The 16,957-nt window shown below is 64.5% G+C and carries 17 protein-coding genes, 1 tRNA gene and 2 pseudogenes; 14 read left to right on the top strand and 6 right to left on the bottom strand.

Annotated features, from left to right (window positions below):
- The first annotated feature begins 10 nt into the window (after positions 1-10).
- From trbE to ACMT1E_RS05965, 8 genes and pseudogenes are all read left to right on the top strand, one after another.
- Positions 11-2,467 (top strand): conjugal transfer protein TrbE, encoded by a 2,457-nt coding sequence (gene trbE / locus ACMT1E_RS06000; RefSeq protein ID WP_414902759.1) that lies wholly within the window; start codon positions 11-13, stop codon positions 2,465-2,467.
- Positions 2,464-3,246 (top strand): P-type conjugative transfer protein TrbJ, encoded by a 783-nt coding sequence (gene trbJ, locus ACMT1E_RS05995; RefSeq protein ID WP_414902758.1) that lies wholly within the window; start codon positions 2,464-2,466, stop codon positions 3,244-3,246. The genes trbE and trbJ overlap by 4 nt, the downstream gene beginning before the upstream one ends.
- Before the next feature lie 14 nt (positions 3,247-3,260).
- The gene (gene trbK-alt, locus ACMT1E_RS05990; RefSeq protein ID WP_414902757.1) at positions 3,261-3,527 is read left to right on the top strand and encodes a putative entry exclusion protein TrbK-alt; all 267 of its coding nucleotides are present in this window, start codon (positions 3,261-3,263) and stop codon (positions 3,525-3,527) included.
- A gap of 2 nt (positions 3,528-3,529) precedes the next feature.
- The gene (trbL, locus tag ACMT1E_RS05985; protein WP_414902756.1) at positions 3,530-4,888 is read left to right on the top strand and encodes a P-type conjugative transfer protein TrbL; all 1,359 of its coding nucleotides are present in this window, start codon (positions 3,530-3,532) and stop codon (positions 4,886-4,888) included.
- Positions 4,885-5,574, top strand: a complete 690-nt coding sequence (gene trbF, locus ACMT1E_RS05980) for a conjugal transfer protein TrbF (RefSeq protein ID WP_414902755.1) — start codon at positions 4,885-4,887, stop codon at positions 5,572-5,574. Before trbL ends, trbF begins: the two co-directional genes overlap by 4 nt.
- Positions 5,571-6,572 (top strand): P-type conjugative transfer protein TrbG, encoded by a 1,002-nt coding sequence (trbG, locus tag ACMT1E_RS05975; protein WP_231771430.1) that lies wholly within the window; start codon positions 5,571-5,573, stop codon positions 6,570-6,572. Before trbF ends, trbG begins: the two co-directional genes overlap by 4 nt.
- Positions 6,569-7,685, top strand: a pseudogene (locus ACMT1E_RS05970) (TrbI/VirB10 family protein). Before trbG ends, ACMT1E_RS05970 begins: the two are co-directional and overlap by 4 nt.
- 2 nt (positions 7,686-7,687) lie before the next feature.
- Positions 7,688-7,912 (top strand): DUF2274 domain-containing protein, encoded by a 225-nt coding sequence (locus ACMT1E_RS05965; RefSeq protein ID WP_414903293.1) that lies wholly within the window; start codon positions 7,688-7,690, stop codon positions 7,910-7,912.
- On the opposite strand, the gene ACMT1E_RS05960 is transcribed toward ACMT1E_RS05965, so the two are convergent.
- Positions 7,909-8,679 carry a LysR substrate-binding domain-containing protein gene (locus ACMT1E_RS05960; RefSeq protein ID WP_414902754.1) on the bottom strand — a complete coding sequence of 257 codons (771 nt, stop codon included), beginning with the start codon at positions 8,677-8,679 and terminating at the stop codon, positions 7,909-7,911. The two genes, ACMT1E_RS05965 and ACMT1E_RS05960, sit on opposite strands and share 4 nt — an antisense overlap.
- 65 nt (positions 8,680-8,744) lie before the next feature.
- On the opposite strand from ACMT1E_RS05960, the gene ACMT1E_RS05955 reads away from it, so the two are divergent.
- A protein-coding gene (locus tag ACMT1E_RS05955) for an IS3-like element ISSpma1 family transposase (protein ID WP_145923348.1) occupies positions 8,745-9,922 on the top strand; the annotation gives its coding sequence in 2 pieces (ribosomal slippage) (positions 8,745-9,009 and positions 9,009-9,922; 1,179 coding nt in all).
- Here ACMT1E_RS05955 and ACMT1E_RS05950 read toward each other — a convergent pair.
- On the bottom strand, positions 9,919-10,716 hold the full coding sequence (locus ACMT1E_RS05950; RefSeq protein ID WP_414902753.1) for an MFS transporter: 798 nt from the start codon (positions 10,714-10,716) through the stop codon (positions 9,919-9,921). The two genes, ACMT1E_RS05955 and ACMT1E_RS05950, sit on opposite strands and share 4 nt — an antisense overlap.
- A 483-nt stretch (positions 10,717-11,199) precedes the next feature.
- Here ACMT1E_RS05950 and ACMT1E_RS05945 point away from each other — a divergent pair, with 483 nt between their 5' ends.
- From ACMT1E_RS05945 to ACMT1E_RS05930, 4 genes and pseudogenes are all read left to right on the top strand, one after another.
- Complete coding sequence (locus ACMT1E_RS05945) at positions 11,200-11,517, top strand: hypothetical protein (protein ID WP_231771426.1); 318 nt, start codon at positions 11,200-11,202, stop codon at positions 11,515-11,517.
- Positions 11,514-11,867: a toxin-antitoxin system TumE family protein gene (locus ACMT1E_RS05940; protein ID WP_259583935.1), complete on the top strand. Its 354-nt coding sequence runs from the start codon at positions 11,514-11,516 to the stop codon at positions 11,865-11,867. Before ACMT1E_RS05945 ends, ACMT1E_RS05940 begins: the two co-directional genes overlap by 4 nt.
- Positions 11,864-12,262, top strand: coding sequence for a helix-turn-helix domain-containing protein (locus ACMT1E_RS05935; RefSeq protein WP_414902752.1), 399 nt, complete (start codon positions 11,864-11,866; stop codon positions 12,260-12,262). The genes ACMT1E_RS05940 and ACMT1E_RS05935 overlap by 4 nt, the downstream gene beginning before the upstream one ends.
- Positions 12,259-13,311: pseudogene (locus tag ACMT1E_RS05930) on the top strand (recombinase family protein); the annotation flags it as partial. The gene ACMT1E_RS05935 and the pseudogene ACMT1E_RS05930, both read left to right, overlap by 4 nt.
- Before the next feature lie 576 nt (positions 13,312-13,887).
- On the opposite strand, the gene ACMT1E_RS05925 reads toward ACMT1E_RS05930, so the two are convergent.
- The 4 genes from ACMT1E_RS05925 to dapB form a co-directional block, all read right to left on the bottom strand.
- Positions 13,888-13,964: transfer RNA gene (locus ACMT1E_RS05925), tRNA-Arg, on the bottom strand.
- A 334-nt stretch (positions 13,965-14,298) separates the two neighbouring features.
- Complete coding sequence (locus ACMT1E_RS05920) at positions 14,299-14,730, bottom strand: hypothetical protein (protein WP_414902751.1); 432 nt, start codon at positions 14,728-14,730, stop codon at positions 14,299-14,301.
- 11 nt (positions 14,731-14,741) lie between these two features.
- A complete protein-coding gene (gene nth, locus ACMT1E_RS05915; protein ID WP_414902750.1) occupies positions 14,742-15,386 on the bottom strand; it encodes an endonuclease III in 645 nt (214 codons plus the stop codon).
- A complete protein-coding gene (gene dapB / locus ACMT1E_RS05910) occupies positions 15,387-16,127 on the bottom strand; it encodes a 4-hydroxy-tetrahydrodipicolinate reductase (protein WP_414902749.1) in 741 nt (246 codons plus the stop codon).
- Positions 16,128-16,255: 128 nt separating this feature from the next.
- Between dapB and ACMT1E_RS05905 the strand changes: the two genes are divergently transcribed.
- Positions 16,256-16,954 (top strand): NAD-dependent deacylase, encoded by a 699-nt coding sequence (locus tag ACMT1E_RS05905; protein WP_414902748.1) that lies wholly within the window; start codon positions 16,256-16,258, stop codon positions 16,952-16,954.
- Positions 16,955-16,957 lie beyond the last annotated feature (3 nt).

Below are 16,957 nucleotides of genomic sequence, written 5' to 3'. Positions count from 1 at the left end.
GGGTGCAGCCATGATGAACCTTTCCGAATTCCGCCGCACCGCCGCGCGCCTCTCTGATTATCTGCCATGGGCCGCGCTGGTCGGTCAGGGCGTTGTGCTCAACAAGGACGGCAGTTTCCAGAGGACGGCGAAGTTTCGCGGTCCCGATCTGGATTCCGCCGTCGCGGCCGAGCTAGTCGCCGTCGCCGGCCGCATCAACAATGCCGTGCGCCGCCTCGGCTCCGGCTGGAGCATCTTCGTCGAGGCGCAGCGCAGCGAAGCCGCCACCTATCCCGACAGCACCTTTCCCGATCCCGCGTCGGCGCTGGTCGATGCCGAGCGTAAGGCCGGTTTCGAGGAAGCGGGCGCGCATTTCGTGTCCGGCTACTTCCTCACCTTCCTCTGGCTGCCCCCGGCCGAGGAAGCCGCCCGCACTGAGGCATGGCTCTACGAGGGCCGGGAGAAAACGGGGGTGGACCCGTGGGAAGTCCTGCGCGGCTTCATCGACCGCACCGACCGCGTGCTGGCCTTGCTTGACGGCTTCATGCCCGAGTGCCGTTGGATGGATGACGGCGCGACGCTGACCTATCTCCATTCCACCATCTCGACCAACCGGCATCGTGTGCGCGTGCCCGAGGTGCCCATGCACCTCGACGCGCTGCTCGCCGACCAGCCCTTGACCGGCGGGCTGGAGCCGCGCCTTGGCGACGCGCATCTGCGCGTGCTGACCATCGTGGGATTCCCGACCGCGACGACGCCGGGCCTGCTCGACGAAATGAACCGGCTGCCGTTCCCATATCGGTGGAGCACCCGCGCGATCCTGCTCGACAAGACCGATGCAACCCGGCTGCTGACCCGCATCCGTCGCCAATGGTTCGCCAAGCGCAAGAGCGTCGCCGCGATCTTGAAAGAGGTCATGACAAACGAGGCGTCCGCGCTTGTGGACACCGACGCCGCCAACAAGGCGCTCGACGCCGACATGGCGTTGCAGGAGCTTGGGGCGGACGTGGCGGGCATGGCCTACGTCACGGCGACCGTCACCGTATGGGATGCCGACCCGCGCCTTGCCGACGAGAAGCTGCGCCTGGTCGAGAAGATCGTTCAGGGCCGCGACTTCACCGCCATGCCCGAGAGCGTCAACGCGGTTGATGCATGGCTCGGCAGCCTGCCCGGACACGCCTACGCGAATGTCCGTCAGCCGCCCATCAGCACTTTGAATCTCGCCCACATGATCCCGCTATCGGCGGTGTGGGCGGGGCCGGAACGGGACGAGCATTTCGGTGCGCCCCCTTTGCTCTTTGGAAAGACCGAAGGCTCAACCCCGTTCCGGCTAAGCCTCCATGTCGGCGACGTAGGCCATACCCTTGTCGTCGGCCCCACTGGCGCGGGCAAATCCGTGCTGCTCGCCCTCATGGCCTTACAGTTCCGGCGCTATGAGGCCAGCCAAGTCTTTGCCTTCGACTTCGGCGGTTCGATCCGCGCCGCATCGCTCGCCATGGGCGGCGACTGGCACGATTTGGGCGGCGGCCTCACGGAAGGGGCCGAGACGTCCGTTTCGCTCCAGCCGCTTGCCCGCATCCACGATACCTATGAACGCGCGTGGGCGGCGGACTGGATCGCCGCCATCCTCATGCGCGAGGGGCTAACCATCACGCCCGAGGTCAAAGAGTATCTTTGGACGGCGCTGACTTCGCTGGCCTCGGCCCCCGTCGAGGAACGCACCATCACCGGCCTTGCCGTGCTGCTGCAATCCAACGATCTGAAACAGGCGCTCCGGCCGTTCTGCGTCGGCGGTGCCTATGGCCGGCTGCTCGACGCCGAGAGCGAACATCTCGGCTCGGCGGACGTGCAGGCGTTCGAGATCGAGGGCCTTGTCGGGAGCGGCGCGGCCCCGGCCGTGCTTGCCTACCTGTTCCACCGCATCGGCGACAGACTCGACGGACGCCCCACGCTGCTCATCATCGACGAGGGCTGGCTTGCGCTGGACGACGAGGGTTTCGCCGGCCAGCTCCGCGAATGGCTGAAAACGCTGCGCAAGAAAAACGCCAGCGTCATCTTCGCCACGCAAAGCCTGTCCGACATTGACGGCAGCAACATCGCGCCCGCCATCATCGAGAGCTGCCCGACGCGACTCTTGTTGCCAAACGAGCGCGCCATCGAGCCGCAGATCACGGCCATCTATCGCCGCTTCGGCCTCAATGACAGGCAGATCGAAATCCTCGCACGGGCCACGCCCAAGCAGGACTATTACTGCCAAAGCCGCAGGGGCAATCGCCTGTTCGAGCTTGGCCTGTCCGAAGTCGGCCTCGCGCTCTGCGCCGCATCGGCCAAATCCGACCAGACGCTCATTGCGCAGATCGTCGCCGAACACGGCCGCGACGGCTTCCTCGCCGCATGGCTGCGCGCGCGCGGCGTCGATTGGGCGGCCGAGCTGATCCCGAACCTCATCAATCTCATCCCCCAGCCTGAAAAGGAGTCCACACAATGATTATCCGTTTCCCGACCCCTCGCGCCGCTCTGATCGCGGCGGCGGTTCTCGCCGTGCCAGTCGCGCTTTCGCCCATGCTGGCAGGCCCGGCCCATGCGCAATTCGGCTTCGGCCGGATCGTCTATGACCCGACCAACTATGCGCAAAACCTGCTTACCGCCGCGCGGACGCTGGAGCAGATCAATAACAAGATTCAGAGCCTCCAGAACGAGGCGCAGATGCTCATCAATCAGGCCCGCAATCTGGCGAGCCTGCCGCATTCGTCGCTCCAGCAGATCCAGCAGAACGTCAAGCGCACGCAGCAGCTTCTCGGGCAGGCCCAAAATCTCGCGTTCGAGGTCGGCCAGATCGACCAGGCGTTCCAGAGCCAATATGGCAATGTCTCGCTTTCGGCGACCGACGCCCAGCTTGTCGCCGACGCGCGCGGCCGTTGGGAAAATACGGTTGGCGGTTTGCAGGACGCCATGCGCGTGCAGGCAGGCGTCGTCGGCAATATCGACAGCAACCGTGCCGAGATGGCCGCGCTTGTCGGCCAGAGCCAAGGCGCGACCGGCGCGCTGCAAGCCACGCAGGCGGGCAACCAGCTTCTCGCCCTCCAGTCGCAACAGCTTTCCGACCTGATCGCGGTCATCTCGGCGAACGGCCGCGCCGACGCGCTGACCGAGGCCGAGCGCGCCACCGCCGCCGAACAGGGCCGCGAGCAGCGCCGCCGCTTCCTCACGCCCGGTAGCGGCTATCAGCCCGGCAACGCGCAAATGTTCAACAACGGCAACAACTGACCGGGAGGCTCGCCATGGACGGCAAGATGCTGGCCCAGCTCGGGGCCGTGGTGTTCGTCGCCATCGCCGTCACGGCGACCGCAATCGACATGGCGCGGAAGGATGAACCTTCCGCGCCACCCCCAGCGCCGGCCTTCCAGCCGCCGACCGATCCCCTGCGCGAAACCCTGCGCCGTTGCCAGCAGCTCGGCGAGGCGGCCGCGAGTGACGCCGGCTGCCTCGCCGCATGGGCTGAATCCCGCGACCGTTTTCTCGGCCGTGACCGCAGCGAGGCGCGCTGACCATGGGCAACACGGGCGTCATCGACAATTTTCTCGGCGTATTCACCTCCTACATCGACAGCGGTTTCGGGCTGCTCGGCGGCGAGGTCGCCTTCATTGCCACGACGCTCATCGTCATCGACGTGACGCTCGCTGCGCTGTTTTGGGCATGGGGTGCGGATGACGACATTATCGCGCGGCTGGTGAAGAAGACCCTATTCGTGGGCGTATTCGCCTACATCATTTCAAACTGGAACAACCTCGCCCGCATCGTCTTCGAGAGCTTCGCCGGCCTCGGCCTCATGGCGTCGAGCACAGGCTTTTCCGTCACCGACCTGATGCGGCCGGGCCGCGTCGCGCAGACCGGCCTCGACGCCGGCCGCCCGCTGCTCGATTCCATTTCCGACCTGATGGGCTGGATCGCGTTCTTCGAGAACTTCATCCAGATCGCGTGCCTGCTGTTCGCATGGGCGCTGGTGGTGCTGGCCTTCTTCATCCTCGCCATCCAGCTTTTCGTGACGCTGATCGAGTTCAAGCTGACCACGCTTGCCGGCTTCATCCTCATCCCCTTCGCCCTGTTCGGCAAGACCGCGTTCATGGCCGAGAAAGTCTTGGGCAACGTGGTGTCGTCCGGCATCAAGGTCTTGGTCCTCGCCGTCATCATCGGCATCGGCAGCACCTTGTTTTCGCAATTCACGGCCGGTTTCGGCGGGGCGACCCCGAGCATCGACGACGCCATGGCGATTGTGCTCGCCGCGCTGTCGCTGCTCGGCCTCGGCATCTTCGGCCCCGGTATCGCCAACGGCATCGTCTCGGGCGGCCCGCAGCTCGGCGCGGGCGCAGCCGTGGGAACCGGGCTTGCGGTCGCAGGTGCAGGCGTCGCCGCTGGCGGCGCGACCATGCTGGCCGCAAAAGGTGGTGCCGACGCCTTGTCCGGCGGTGCCGCGGCCGTCCGCGGCGGTGCGACCACCGCGGGCGCGGCGACCGCCGCCTACAGTGTCGGCTCGCTCGGCCACTCCGGCGCGGCCGGTGTCGCCTCCGGCCTTGGCGGCGTCGCGCGTGCCGCAGGCTCGGCCGCCATCTCGCCCCTCAAACGTGCCGCCGCGAGTGCCAGCGAATCCGTCAAGTCCAGTTTCACCGATGGCGCACGCGCAGGCTTTGCTGCCGGAGGCGGCACATCCTCCATGGGCACGGTCGGAGGCGCGAGCGCCGCTGCCGCGCCGTCCGCCTCAGCCGCAGGCACGCCGCCCGCCTGGGCGCAGCGGATGCAGCGTTCCCAGGCCATGAACCACGGCACGACCATGGCCGCCCATGCGGTGCGCTCCGGCGACAGCCACGGCTCCGGTTCCTCCATCAACCTTTCCGAAAGTGACCGCTCATGAGCATCTTCAAACGACCCGCCACCCATTACGGCAAATCGCCGGAACCAGAGACACCCTATCAGAAGGCCGCGCAGGCGTGGGACGAACGCATCGGCTCGGCCCGCGTGCAGGCGAAGAACTGGCGCTACATGACGTTCGGTTCACTGATCCTTTCGGCCGGCTTCGCCTCGGCGCTGGTCTGGCAGTCCGCGCGCGGGACCGTGGTGCCGTGGGTGGTGCAGGTCGACAATCTGGGTCAGGCGCAGACCGTCGCGCCTGCCAACGCCGACTATCGGCCGACCGATCCGCAGATTGCTTTCCATCTCGGCCGATTCATCGAGCAGGTGCGTGCGATCCCGGCCGACGCGATCATTGTCCGCCAGAACTGGCTTCGCGCCTATGAGTGGACCACGGATCGCGGCGCGGCAGCATTGAACGACTACGCGAGGGCAAACGATCCCTTCGCCAAGGTCGGCCGCCAGCAGGTCGCCGTCGAGGTGTCGAGCGTCATCCGTGCGTCCCCCAACAGCTTCCGCGTGGCGTGGACCGAACGTCATTTCGAGAACGGCCAGCTTTCCACCACGGAGCGATGGACAGCCATCCTCACCATCGTCATCCAGCCGCCGCGCGACGCCGAGCGCCTGCGCGCCAACCCGTTGGGAATCTATGTCAATGCAATTTCGTGGTCGCGGGAGATGAGCCAATGAGGACGATCACCCGCACCCCGACAATCGCGACCGTCCTGCTTTCGGCCACCATGCTCGCAGGCTGCGCCACCAACCGGACGCCGCAATTCAGTTATGATACCAGCGTGCCGCCGCTGCCGACCGTGCAGGTGGCGGCAACCGACAACACGCCCCGTCCGCTGCATGTGCCCCCGGCATGGACCGTCGCACGCGGCGGCATCGCCGCAGGCACGCCGACCGGCCGCGTCGAGAACGCCAACGCCGCCGCCCGTGTCGAGCCGCGCCGGGAAGGCTACTACAACGCGATCCAGATTTATCCGTGGTCGGAAGGTGCGCTCTATCAGGTCTATGCCGCAGTCGGGCAGATCACGACGATCGCGCTGGAGCCGGGCGAAAGCCTGACAGGCGCGGGACCGATTGCGGCGGGCGACACCGCCCGCTGGATCATCGGCGATACCGAGAGCGGCAGCGGTGCGAACCGCCGCGTCCATATCCTCGTGAAGCCGACGCGGACGGACATTTCGACCAACCTTGTGGTCACAACCGACCGACGCACCTATATGATTGAGCTGCGTGCGCAGGAATCACTCTACATGCCAGCCGTCGCCTGGGCCTATCCCGCACCGCCGGCCGGGCAGCGCCAGACGGTTCCGGCAGCCCCTGTCATCCCGGCCGAGGCGGCGCGAAACTATCGCTATGGGTTGCAGGTGCAGGGCGATAGTCCGCCATGGCGGCCGGTTTCCGTCTTCGACGATGGCCGGCGCGTCTATGTCGTCTTCCCGGCCGGGATCGTTCAGGGCGAGATGCCGCCGATCTTCGTGCTCGGATCGAACGGCGAGCCGCAGATCGTCAACAGCCGAGTCCACCAGAACGTCCTGATCGTGGACCGCCTGTTCGGCGCGGCCGAGCTGCGCCTTGGCAGCGGTAACCGCCAGCAGGTCGTCAGGATCGTCCGCACCAACCCGACGCAGGCCGCAGCAGAACCAGCCAGCACGACCACGGGAGGATCGTCCTCATGAGCGAGACCGATACCGCAGCCCCTATGCGCTTGCGTGCTGAATCGCCCCGCGTCACCCGCCTGTCGCGCAAGATGCTGTCAGGCGTCGGCGCTGTCGCCTTGCTCGGCATCGGCGGCGCACTGATATACGCGCTCCAGACCCGCGATGCAGGGCCGGGAGGCGAAGAACTCTATTCGACCAACAACCGGCAAACTGCCGATGGGCTGGCGGGCCTGCCGAGCGACGGTGCTCGGCCCCACGCTGCCCGGAGATTTGGGCCGCCCCATTCTCGACGCGCAGAACCGGGGACAGCCAGTCGTGCCGCCCGCCATGGCGATGCCCGCCGTCGATCCCGAGGAAGAACGCCGCCGCGCCGAGGAAGAAGCCGCGCGGTTGAGCAATGTGTTCTTCGAGTCCGGCCCGCGCACGGGAGCGCCGGCAGGGACGACCATGCCCGGCCTTGCCGGTCTTGGCCTTGGCGGACAGTCCGCGACGCAGGACCGGCACGCGGCTTTCCTCAATGGACCCGTGGACCGGCAGACCGTCGCGCCGGATCGTGTCGCGCCGCCGGCATCGCCCTACATCCTCCACGCCGGGGCGGTGATCCCGGCCGCGCTCATCACCGGCATCCGTTCCGATCTTCCGGGCCAGATCACCGCACAGGTGACGGAAAACGTCTATGACAGCCCCACCGGCTCGCTGCTGCTGATCCCGCAGGGCACCCGCATCATCGGCCAATACGATGATGGCGTGACCTTCGGCCAGCGCAGGGTGCTCTTGGTGTGGAACCGCCTGATCCTGCCGGGCGGTCGCTCTATCGTTCTGGAGCGCCTGCCGGGCGCGGATGCCAGCGGCTATGCCGGGCTTGAGGATGGCATCGACTATCATTGGTGGGATCTGATGAAGGCCGTAGGGCTGTCCACGCTGCTTGGCATGGGCACGGAACTGGCGACCAGCGACGAGGACCGGCTGATCCGCGCTATCCGAGACGGGGCGCAGGATACCGTCAATCAGGCGGGACAGCAGATCGTCCAGCGCCAGTTGCAGGTCGCGCCGGCGCTGACCATCCGGCCGGGCTTTCCGGTCAGGATCATCGTCACCCGCGACCTTGTGTTCGAGAACCCAGGAGGATGACCATGATAAAACTCAAACTCGGCCCGCTCCCTGACGATAAGCCGGTAAAAGTTACGGTGGAGCTACCCGCGCCGCTTCACCGCGATCTGACCGCCTACGCCGAGGTGCTGGCCCGTGAAACCAGCAAGCCCGTCACCGATCCCGTCAAGCTCATCGTGCCGATGCTGGAGCGGTTCATCGCCACCGATCGCGGGTTCGCAAAGGCGCGGCGGACGCCGCTGCGCTAAATAGTTGCTCGCTTGCGTGCAAGATCGAGCAAACCCCGAAGTGCGTTGCCGCCATTGTGCGGCGACCATACGGCTCCGAAGCTGATCGGCTCGGGTTCGTCCACAATCGGAACGAAAGCCACGCCTGCAACAACGATCTTACTGGTAGCTTCGCTGACAAGCGTAACACCATAATCGGCCCCAACCATCGACAATAGGGTGCAGCGATCCACGTCGCATCGCTGCACCTTCGCTTGAAGCCCTCGTTCCCCGAAACGGCGGGCTATGTGTTCATGCGCTTGCGGGCCGGTTCCCTCATATCGAACAAGGAAAAGGTCGTCTCTGAGATCGCTCCAAGACAGGCCATTTTTATGCGCGCGTGGATCACTTTGGGCCACAGCAATAAAGAGGGGTTCCGCCCATAGCGGCCGCGAATGACAATCGGGAACTTCCGTTACCGCCGCCACAAATGCCACGTCTAGCCGCCCTTCACGAACTCGAGAGATTGCTTCCCGCGCGCGGCCATCAAAAAATTCTATTTCGATATCTGGCCACCCTCGACGATAGGAATACAATAGCTCTGAAAGGAAACCTGCCAATATGGGTGTGGGGACAGCAATTCTGATCCTTCCAGCTTTGCCACTCTGGATCATAGCCGCTGTCTTTACCGCATGATCGATTTGCTCAATTCCGACCGCAACACGTGCGACAAAGTTTTTTCCAGCTTCCGTAAGCCGAACGCCTCGGGTGTTGCGCTCAAATATCGTGATGCCGAGTTCTTCCTCCAATGTGATCTGCCCCCCGCTGAGTGGCCCAGAGACTATGATAGTCTGGACCATGAAAGGGACATTGAATGCCGAGCAAGAAGCACAAGCCGGAAGAGATCATCGGCAAGCTGCGTGAAGTTGAGATTGTGCTGGCGCAGGGAGCGAGCACGGCTGAAGCCTGCCGCCGGATCGCGGTCAGCGAGCAGACCTATTATCGGTGGCGCAAGGAGTATGGCGGCCTGAAGACCGACCAGGCGCGGCGGATGAAGGATCTGGAGAAGGAGAACCAGCGGCTGCGCCGGGCGATCTCGGACCTGACCCTGGACAAGCTGATCTTGCAGGAGGCTGCACGGGGAAACTTCTGAGCCCCGCGCGGCGGCGGCGCTGCATCGATCAGGTACGACGGGATCTGCCAGTGCGGGTATCCGAGCGACGGATATGCCGGGTGCTGGGTCAGCATCGATCGACGCAGCGCAAGATGCCGCGCGGGGCGGATGACGAACAGGCACTGACCGAGGACATCATTGCATTGGCGAAGCAATATGGTCGTTACGGCTACCGCCGGGTCACGGCGTTGCTGTGCCATGCGGGATGGACGGTGAACCATAAACGTGTCGAGCGGATATGGCGGCGTGAAGGACTGAAAGTCCCGCAGCGCCAGCCAAAGCGCGGGCGTCTATGGCTCAATGACGGATCGTGCATCCGGCTACGCCCCGAATATCCGGGGCATGTCTGGGCCTACGATTTCGTCGAGGGGCGGACGCATGACGGTCGCAAGTTCCGCATCCTCACGATCATCGACGAGGCCAGCAGGGAATGCCTGGCGCTCATCGTTGCACGGCAGCTCAAGCATGAGGATGTTCTGGCGGCCCTGGCCGACCTGTTCATCTCGCGTGGGCCGCCAGCGCATATACGATCCGATAATGGTAGCGAGTTTATCGCGACCGCCGTCCAGAAATGGCTGGGGCAGATCGGCGTAAAGACCCTCTACATCGCGCCGGGATCACCATGGGAAAATGGCTATAACGAAAGCTTCAACGGGTCGCTTCGCGACGAACTGCTCAATGGCGAGATCTTCTACAGCCTCGCCGAGGCCAGGGTGCTGATCGAGGCATGGCGGCGGCATTACAACACCGTCCGCCCGCATAGCAGCCTGGGCTACCGGCCACCGGCACCGGAAACGGCGACACCGCCATATCCGGCCTCCGGTTCCGCTTCGCTCCACCTCCGTCCGGATATGGCGGCGATGAGCTTAATGCACTAACAAACCAATCGGTCCACTCGGTGGGGGCAGACCACAAACAGCGCTACCGATACCGAAGCTCCGATAAATGCAAGGAATGGCAACCACCCGATGTTTCTTCCCTTCCCAATTTCAACAATGCCATAGGAAAATAGGAGTGGAGCACAGGTCAGCAGTATAGATCCGAAAACGTCGAGGGGCTTACGCTCTCGAGGCTTATCACGCGGCAATAGTGCTGCCGTGGTCACGAGAACGAACAAGACAATTGGAACCGCAATCAGGAATATCCATCGCCACCCGAGAAACTCGACGATGATGCCAGACAGGAGAAAACCTAAGACTAGACCGCAACTGGCCACAGCCGCCCATATGCTCAGGGCGCGTGAGCGAGAAGGACCTTCGGGGAAGAGTAGCACAATCATTGCCATAGCGGCCGGAAGGGCCAACGCTTCCCCGACCCCCTGGAATATCCGAGCAATTACAAGAACTAAGAACGATTCTGCCAAACCCGCTGCAAGTGAAGCTACGCCGAAAACAATCGTTCCAATGATAAGAAGATTGCGACGCCCGAAGGCATCGCCTAGACGCCCGCCGAGCATAAGCAGGCCGCCGCCCGTAATAGTATAGGCGATAACGATCCATGGTAGCGTGTTCTGGTCAATCTCAAACGAGTGACCGATTGAAGGTAGCGCGATATTGACGATAGTCACATCGACGGCGATTAGAAATTGCAATGCCGACAGGCAGATAAGCACCACCCATGGACGCACTGCCGATGCGCGATTAGACCGCGCGACAGGAATGTATGGAAACATAGAAAAAGTCCGCTGCTGAAGTAACAACAACGACGAAGCAATGCATGCCGCGCCGAGCTAACTAACAGCGACGAAACGTGAAGAGTGCCTAAGAACGTTCCGCCGCTAGCGGAGCGTTCTAGTCACTGCGGAAGCTGCGGCGGCTGCCGCCGATTCAGAATCAAGACTAATCATGCCTTCGAAGCTGCCATCGCAGCTTCAGTATGTCAATAGGAACGGTTGGCAGTCTGGTGATGCATGCTGCGTAATGGTTCGTTCTACGAATAAAGTCGCTTGGAAGAGCCAAGTGCAGCAGGCTCGTAACGTTCCGCCCGCCTTAAGGATGACACCCTGCCGCAATGTCCTTCTAGCTCGATTAAGTTAGGGTGCCGCCAGCACCTCTACGCAAATGCGGCACGCTACAGGCCGCCGACCACCCTCCATGGTTCGTTTAATTCCGGGGCTCTGAACGCCCCGGAATCGACCAGAACCAAGGAGGATTCCATGTGCGCAGAGTGCCGCCACGCCCGCAAAGGGCGACCGCGACAATCGATCCCCGAGCCACTTCCCGACGATCTCTTCGACTACGCGGACGATCCCGCGCCGGAGGGCCGGGCGCAAGCCGGCGACGCGCCGCTTCTTACACCGAATGGGCAGAGGATGCGTGTTACTGATGATTGGCCCGAGGATATTCCCATCACCGAGGCCGAGATTGACGTGTTCGAGCGTTGGTTCGGCGATGTGTTCGACGACCTTCTGAACCCGAGAAAGCCGGATGATGGCTTGCAATTCCTATCACAAACTGATAGGAAAAAGGCGTGAGCGCGGATCGTGATCCGGGCCTCGACACGCTTCTGGACCTCGACGGACAGATGCTCTTTGTCGATCCCGAAGGCGGCTATTGGGTGAAGTTTGTCGTCACCCGCGTTCCGGCCTCGCCGGAAAAGCCGCACGGCCTAGATTATTCGCTCACGCTTCACGGGCCTTCGGGCGAACGGCTGGTCGGCTTCGATAACGCCCATCCGGTCGGCCGAGGCAGGCGGGGCGAGCCGATGGACCATAGGCATCGTCTCCAGACCGTGAAGCCCTACGCCTACGAGGATGCGGCCACGCTGTTGGCCGACTTCTGGCAGGCGGCAGACGCGGTTTTGAAGGAGCGAGGTGCCCTATGACCACATTGAAGGTCGGGATTGCCGACTATGAAGAAATGAAGGCCCGCACCATGCGGATTGCCAAGGGCGAGGAAAAGCCCGCGCCCGGCGACCCGAAGGTGTGGTTCACCTCCACCGAATCCTTCGCCAAGGTGCTGTCGGCCGGGAACCGCGAGTTGCTTCGCGTCATCGCGGAGAAGGCCCCGGCGTCACTGGAGGAACTGGCGGAAATCACCGGCCGGGCCGGCTCCAATCTGTCACGCACCCTGAAAACCATGGAGAGCTACGGCCTTGTGCGGTTTGAGCCGGGCCACGGCCGCAAGCTCGCGCCCAAGGTGGTGCATGACCGCGTGGAGCTGGCGTTGCCCCTGATAGACCGCGCCAAGCCGAGGAAGGCTACAGGAGATCGGCCATGAACATGCACAGCTCAACCTTTACCGCCCGCGCCGCGCTTTACCTGCGCGTCTCGACTGCCCGACAGGCCGAGCATGACATTTCCATTCCCGACCAGAAGCGGCAGGGCGAAGCCTATTGCGCGCAACGCGGCTACCAGCTCGTTGAAACCTATGTCGAGCCGGGCGCAACCGCCACCAACGACAAGCGCCCCGAGTTCCAGCGCATGATCGAAGCGGGCACGTCGAAGCCTGCCCCCTTCGATATTGTTGTGGTACATAGCTTCTCGCGCTTCTTCCGCGATCACTTCGAGATGGAGTTCTACGTTCGCAAGCTCGCGAAGAACGGCGTCAAGCTGGTGTCCATCACGCAGGAGATGGGCGATGATCCCATGCACCAGATGATGCGGCAGATCATGGCGCTGTTCGACGAGTATCAGTCCAAGGAGAACGCCAAGCACGTCCTGCGCGCCATGAACGAGAACGCCCGGCAGGGCTTCTGGAACGGCGCGCGACCTCCTATCGGCTATCGCATCGTTGCGGCCGAGCAGCGCGGATCGAAGATCAAGAAGAAACTGGAGATCGACCCGCTGCACGCCGACACCGTGCGGCTGATCTATCGGCTGTTTCTTGAAGGCGACGGCACGCGCGGCGCGATGGGCGTCAAGGCTATCGCCACCTATCTCAACGAGCGCCGTTTCTTCACCCGCGACGGCGGACGCTGGGGGCTGGCGCAAATCCACGCCATCCTGACCCGCACCACCTATATCGGCGAGCACAGGTTTAACACCCGCTCGCACAAGGACCGGGAGAAGAAGCCGGAGAGCGAGGTCGCCATCATGGCGGTGCCGCCCCTGATCGAGCGCAAGCTATACGATGCGGTGCAAGCCCGCCTCAAATCCCGCAATCCCATGGTGACGCCCGCGCGCATCTCCAGCGGCCCGACGCTGCTGACCGGCATTTGCTTCTGCGCCAAGTGCGGAGGTGCGATGACGTTGCGCACCGGCCAAGGCAGCACGGGAGCGACATACCGCTATTACACCTGCTCGACCAAGGCGCGGCAGGGCAAGACCGGCTGCAAGGGCCGCACGATCCCGATGGCCAAGCTGGACCATCTTGTCGCCGATCATATCGGGGATCGGCTGCTCCAGCCCAAGCGACTGGAAACTGTCCTCGCCAGCGTCATCGACCGGCGGCAGGAGCGCGCCGAGCGCCGCCGCGAGCATCTTGCCGAGCTTCACAGGCGAATCACGGAAGCCGACCAGCGGCTCGGCCGTCTCTTTGACGCTATCGAAGCGGGAATGGTGGACAAGGACGACGCCATAGCGAAAGAGCGCATGGCGAGCCTCAAGGCGTTGCGGGATCAGGCAACGGCCGATGCCGAGCGCACGCAGCTCGCCCTCGACAGTTCAGGCAATCAGGGCGTCACCCCTGACATGCTCAAGGGGTTCGCCCGTAAGGCCCGTGAACGCATAAGGCTCGACGATGGCGGCTACCGCCGCGACCACCTGCGCGCGCTAGCGCAACGCGTCGAGGTTGCTGACGACGAGGTGCGCATCATTGGATCGAAGTCGGAATTGCTGCGAACGCTGGTCGCCGCTTCCAGCGTAGAAACGGCGGCGTTCGGCGTTCAGAGTTCTGTACTGAAATGGCGCACCCGACACGATTCGAACGTGTGGCCTCCACCTTCGGAGGGTGGCGCTCTATCCAGCTGAGCTACGGGTGCATCGTCGTTTTGATAGTGTGCGAGATCAACCAAGGTCAATCCCGAAACCAGTTACTCGAATCAACGTCATTCATGCGGTTCCGAGGGCCGCCAACTTCCGTCGTTCTTACTCTACAACCTCCTTAAAGTTTGCTTCCGTGGTGCTTCCGCGACCAAGAGAGCGATTTTCACAGTTCTATCGACTTCCACCAATTCCTTGGTTTCTATCGACATTTTCTACACCCACAACAAAGCCACTTGACTTACCTCTGCCTTCGGAGGGCAGCGCTCTATCCAGCTGAGCTACGGGTGCGTTGGGGGGGCGCTTAGCAAAGCGATACCGGCTCCGCCAGCGTTAGTTGGCGGGGCGGTCGATTGGCTGGAACGGGCCGAGGCCGCAGCTTGCCCCGCGGCTGGGACCGGGGGTGTGCAGCACGGTGATAATGTCGACCGAGCAGAGCTGCGCCGTCGAGGTCCTGTAGGCGAAACGCTGTTCGAAGCCGAGCGACGGGCAGGCGTTGGGCAGGACGTTGCGCAGCACCTTGCCGCCCGTCATCTCGAAATCGATCACCCGGTCGCCGCGGACGCGGGTCGAACGGATGTTGATCGTCTGAACGCAATCCTGCGCGGTGCCGGCCTTGGTCGCGCCGTCGCCATAGCGGGTGCCGCCGGCGTCGAGGTCGGCCGCCCGCGCGTCGGCGGCGCGCTGTTCGGCGCGCTGGGCGGCGGTGCCGGCGCAGGCGGTGAGCAGGACCAGTGGGACAGCGGCGATCAGCAATGAGCGCATCGTCATTCTCCTCAAGCAGCCGGCGCCGGCGTTTTCGGCCGGTATCGGCACAGGTCGGCGACTATACACCGCCAGCATTCCGGGCGCCGCGCCTTGCAGACATAGCGTCCGTGCAGGATCAGCCAGTGATGGGCGCCCAGCCGGAACGGCTGCGGAACGCGCCGCTCCAGCTTTTGCTCCACCGCGAGCGGCGTTTTTCCCGGCGCGAGGCCGGTGCGGTTGCCGATACGGAAAATATGGGTGTCGACCGCGAAGGTTTCCTGCGCGAAGGCGACGTTCAGCACGACATTGGCGGTCTTGCGGCCGACGCCGGGCAGCCGTTCCAGCAAGGCACGGTCAGCGGGGACGACGCCGCCATGTTCGGCGATCAGCAGGGCGCTGAGCGCGATCACGTTCTTTGCCTTGGTATTGAACAGGCCGATCGTGCGGATGTGCTGCTTCAGCCCGTCTTCGCCGAGCGCGACCATCTTGTCCGGCGTGTCGACGGTTTCGAACAGCGCCTGTGTCGCCTTGTTGACGCCGACGTCGGTCGCCTGCGCCGACAGCACGACCGCGACCAGCAGGGTGTAGGGATTGGTCCAGCGCAGCTCGGTTTCGGGCGCGGGGTTGGCCTCCGCCAGCCGCCGGAAGAATTCGAACGTGTCGGCCTTGTTCATTTACAGGCCGAGGACATCATTCATCGTGTAGCGCCCGGCCGGGCGGCCGATCAGCCATTCCGCCGCCGCGACCGCGCCGCGCGCGAAGATCGCCCGGCTTTCGGCGCGGTGGCCGAGTTCGATCCGCTCCCCCTCCCCGGCCAGCACGACCATGTGATCGCCGGCAACCGAACCGCCGCGCAGCGACGCGAAGCCGATTGCGCCTTCCGTCCGCCGGCCGTTGCGATCGGTGCTGGCGACGGCATCGAGCGCGACACCGCGCCCCTTGGCCGCGGCGGCGCCGAGCAGCAGCGCGGTGCCGGATGGCGCGTCGACCTTGTGGCGGTGATGCATCTCGACCACCTCGATGTCCCAATCGGGGCCGAGCCGGGCGGCCGCCTGTTCGACCAGGCTGGCGAGCAGGTTGACGCCGAGCGAAGTGTTGGCCGATTGCAGCACGGCGACGGAGGCGGCGGCGCGGTCGATCCGCGCATGGTCCTCCGAGCCGAGACCGGTGGTGCCGATCAGGATCGGCGTTCCGGCGGCTACGGCGGCGTCGAGATGGCCGGCAAGCGCGGCGGGCACCGAGAAATCGATCAGCACCGCGCTGGCGCGGGCAAGCGCGGCGGCGTCCGCATACGGCCCGACGATAGCCTCGCCCCGGTCGACCCCGCCGGCGACGGCGACACCCTTTTCCGCCGCGACCGCGATGATCGCCTTGCCCATCCGGCCCGCCGCCCCCAAGATGCCGATGCCCGTCACCCGTCAACTCCCGTTCGATCGTTCCAATCCGCGCCGCGCCGTTCTGGCAGAGGATCGCGGGGCGGAACAGGCGATAATGCGCGCCGCCCGCCTTGCGTTATGCGGCGATCGCTGGCCTATGCGGGCAAATGACCAATCGCCGCAACATCGTCGTGCTGACCGGCGCCGGCATTTCCGCGGAAAGCGGCCTTGCGACGTTTCGCGGGCCGGACGGGCTGTGGGAAGGCCACCGGGTCGAGGATGTCTGCACGCCGGAGGCGTTGGCGCGCGACCCGGTGCTGGTCCACCGATTCTATGACGCGCGGCGGGCGGCGCTGGCGCACGTGACGCCGAACCCGGCGCATGCGGCGCTGGCGCGGCTCGACGCGGCATGGCCGGGCGGGCTGCTGATCGTCACCCAGAATGTCGACGACCTGCACGAGCGGGCCGGGGCGCGGCGGATGCTCCATATGCACGGCGAATTGCTGTCGGCGCTGTGCACGGCCTGCGGACGGCGGCGGCGCTGGGACGGGCCGATGGGTGGACAACCGCCCTGCCCCGCCTGCGATACGGCAGCGCTGCGCCCGGACATCGTGTTCTTCGGCGAGATGCCCTACGGCATGGCGCGGATCGAACAGGCGCTGGCGACGGCGGACCTGTTCGTGTCAATCGGCACGTCGGGCGCGGTATACCCGGCCGCCGGTTTCGTCCGGACCGCGCGGATGCATGGCGCGGCGACGCTGGAGATCAACCTGGAACCGTCACAGGGCAGCGCGCTGTTCGACGAAACGCGGGTCGGCCCGGCGGGCGTGCTGGTGCCCAAGTGGGTTGAGGCGGTGCTAGCGTAACGC

Source organism: Sphingomonas flavalba (genome assembly GCF_047553045.1).
Classification (GTDB): Bacteria; Pseudomonadota; Alphaproteobacteria; order Sphingomonadales; family Sphingomonadaceae; genus Sphingomonas_L; species Sphingomonas_L flavalba_A.
The sequence above is the reverse complement of the archived record's forward strand: the minus strand, read 5'-3'. Positions and strand labels throughout refer to the sequence as shown.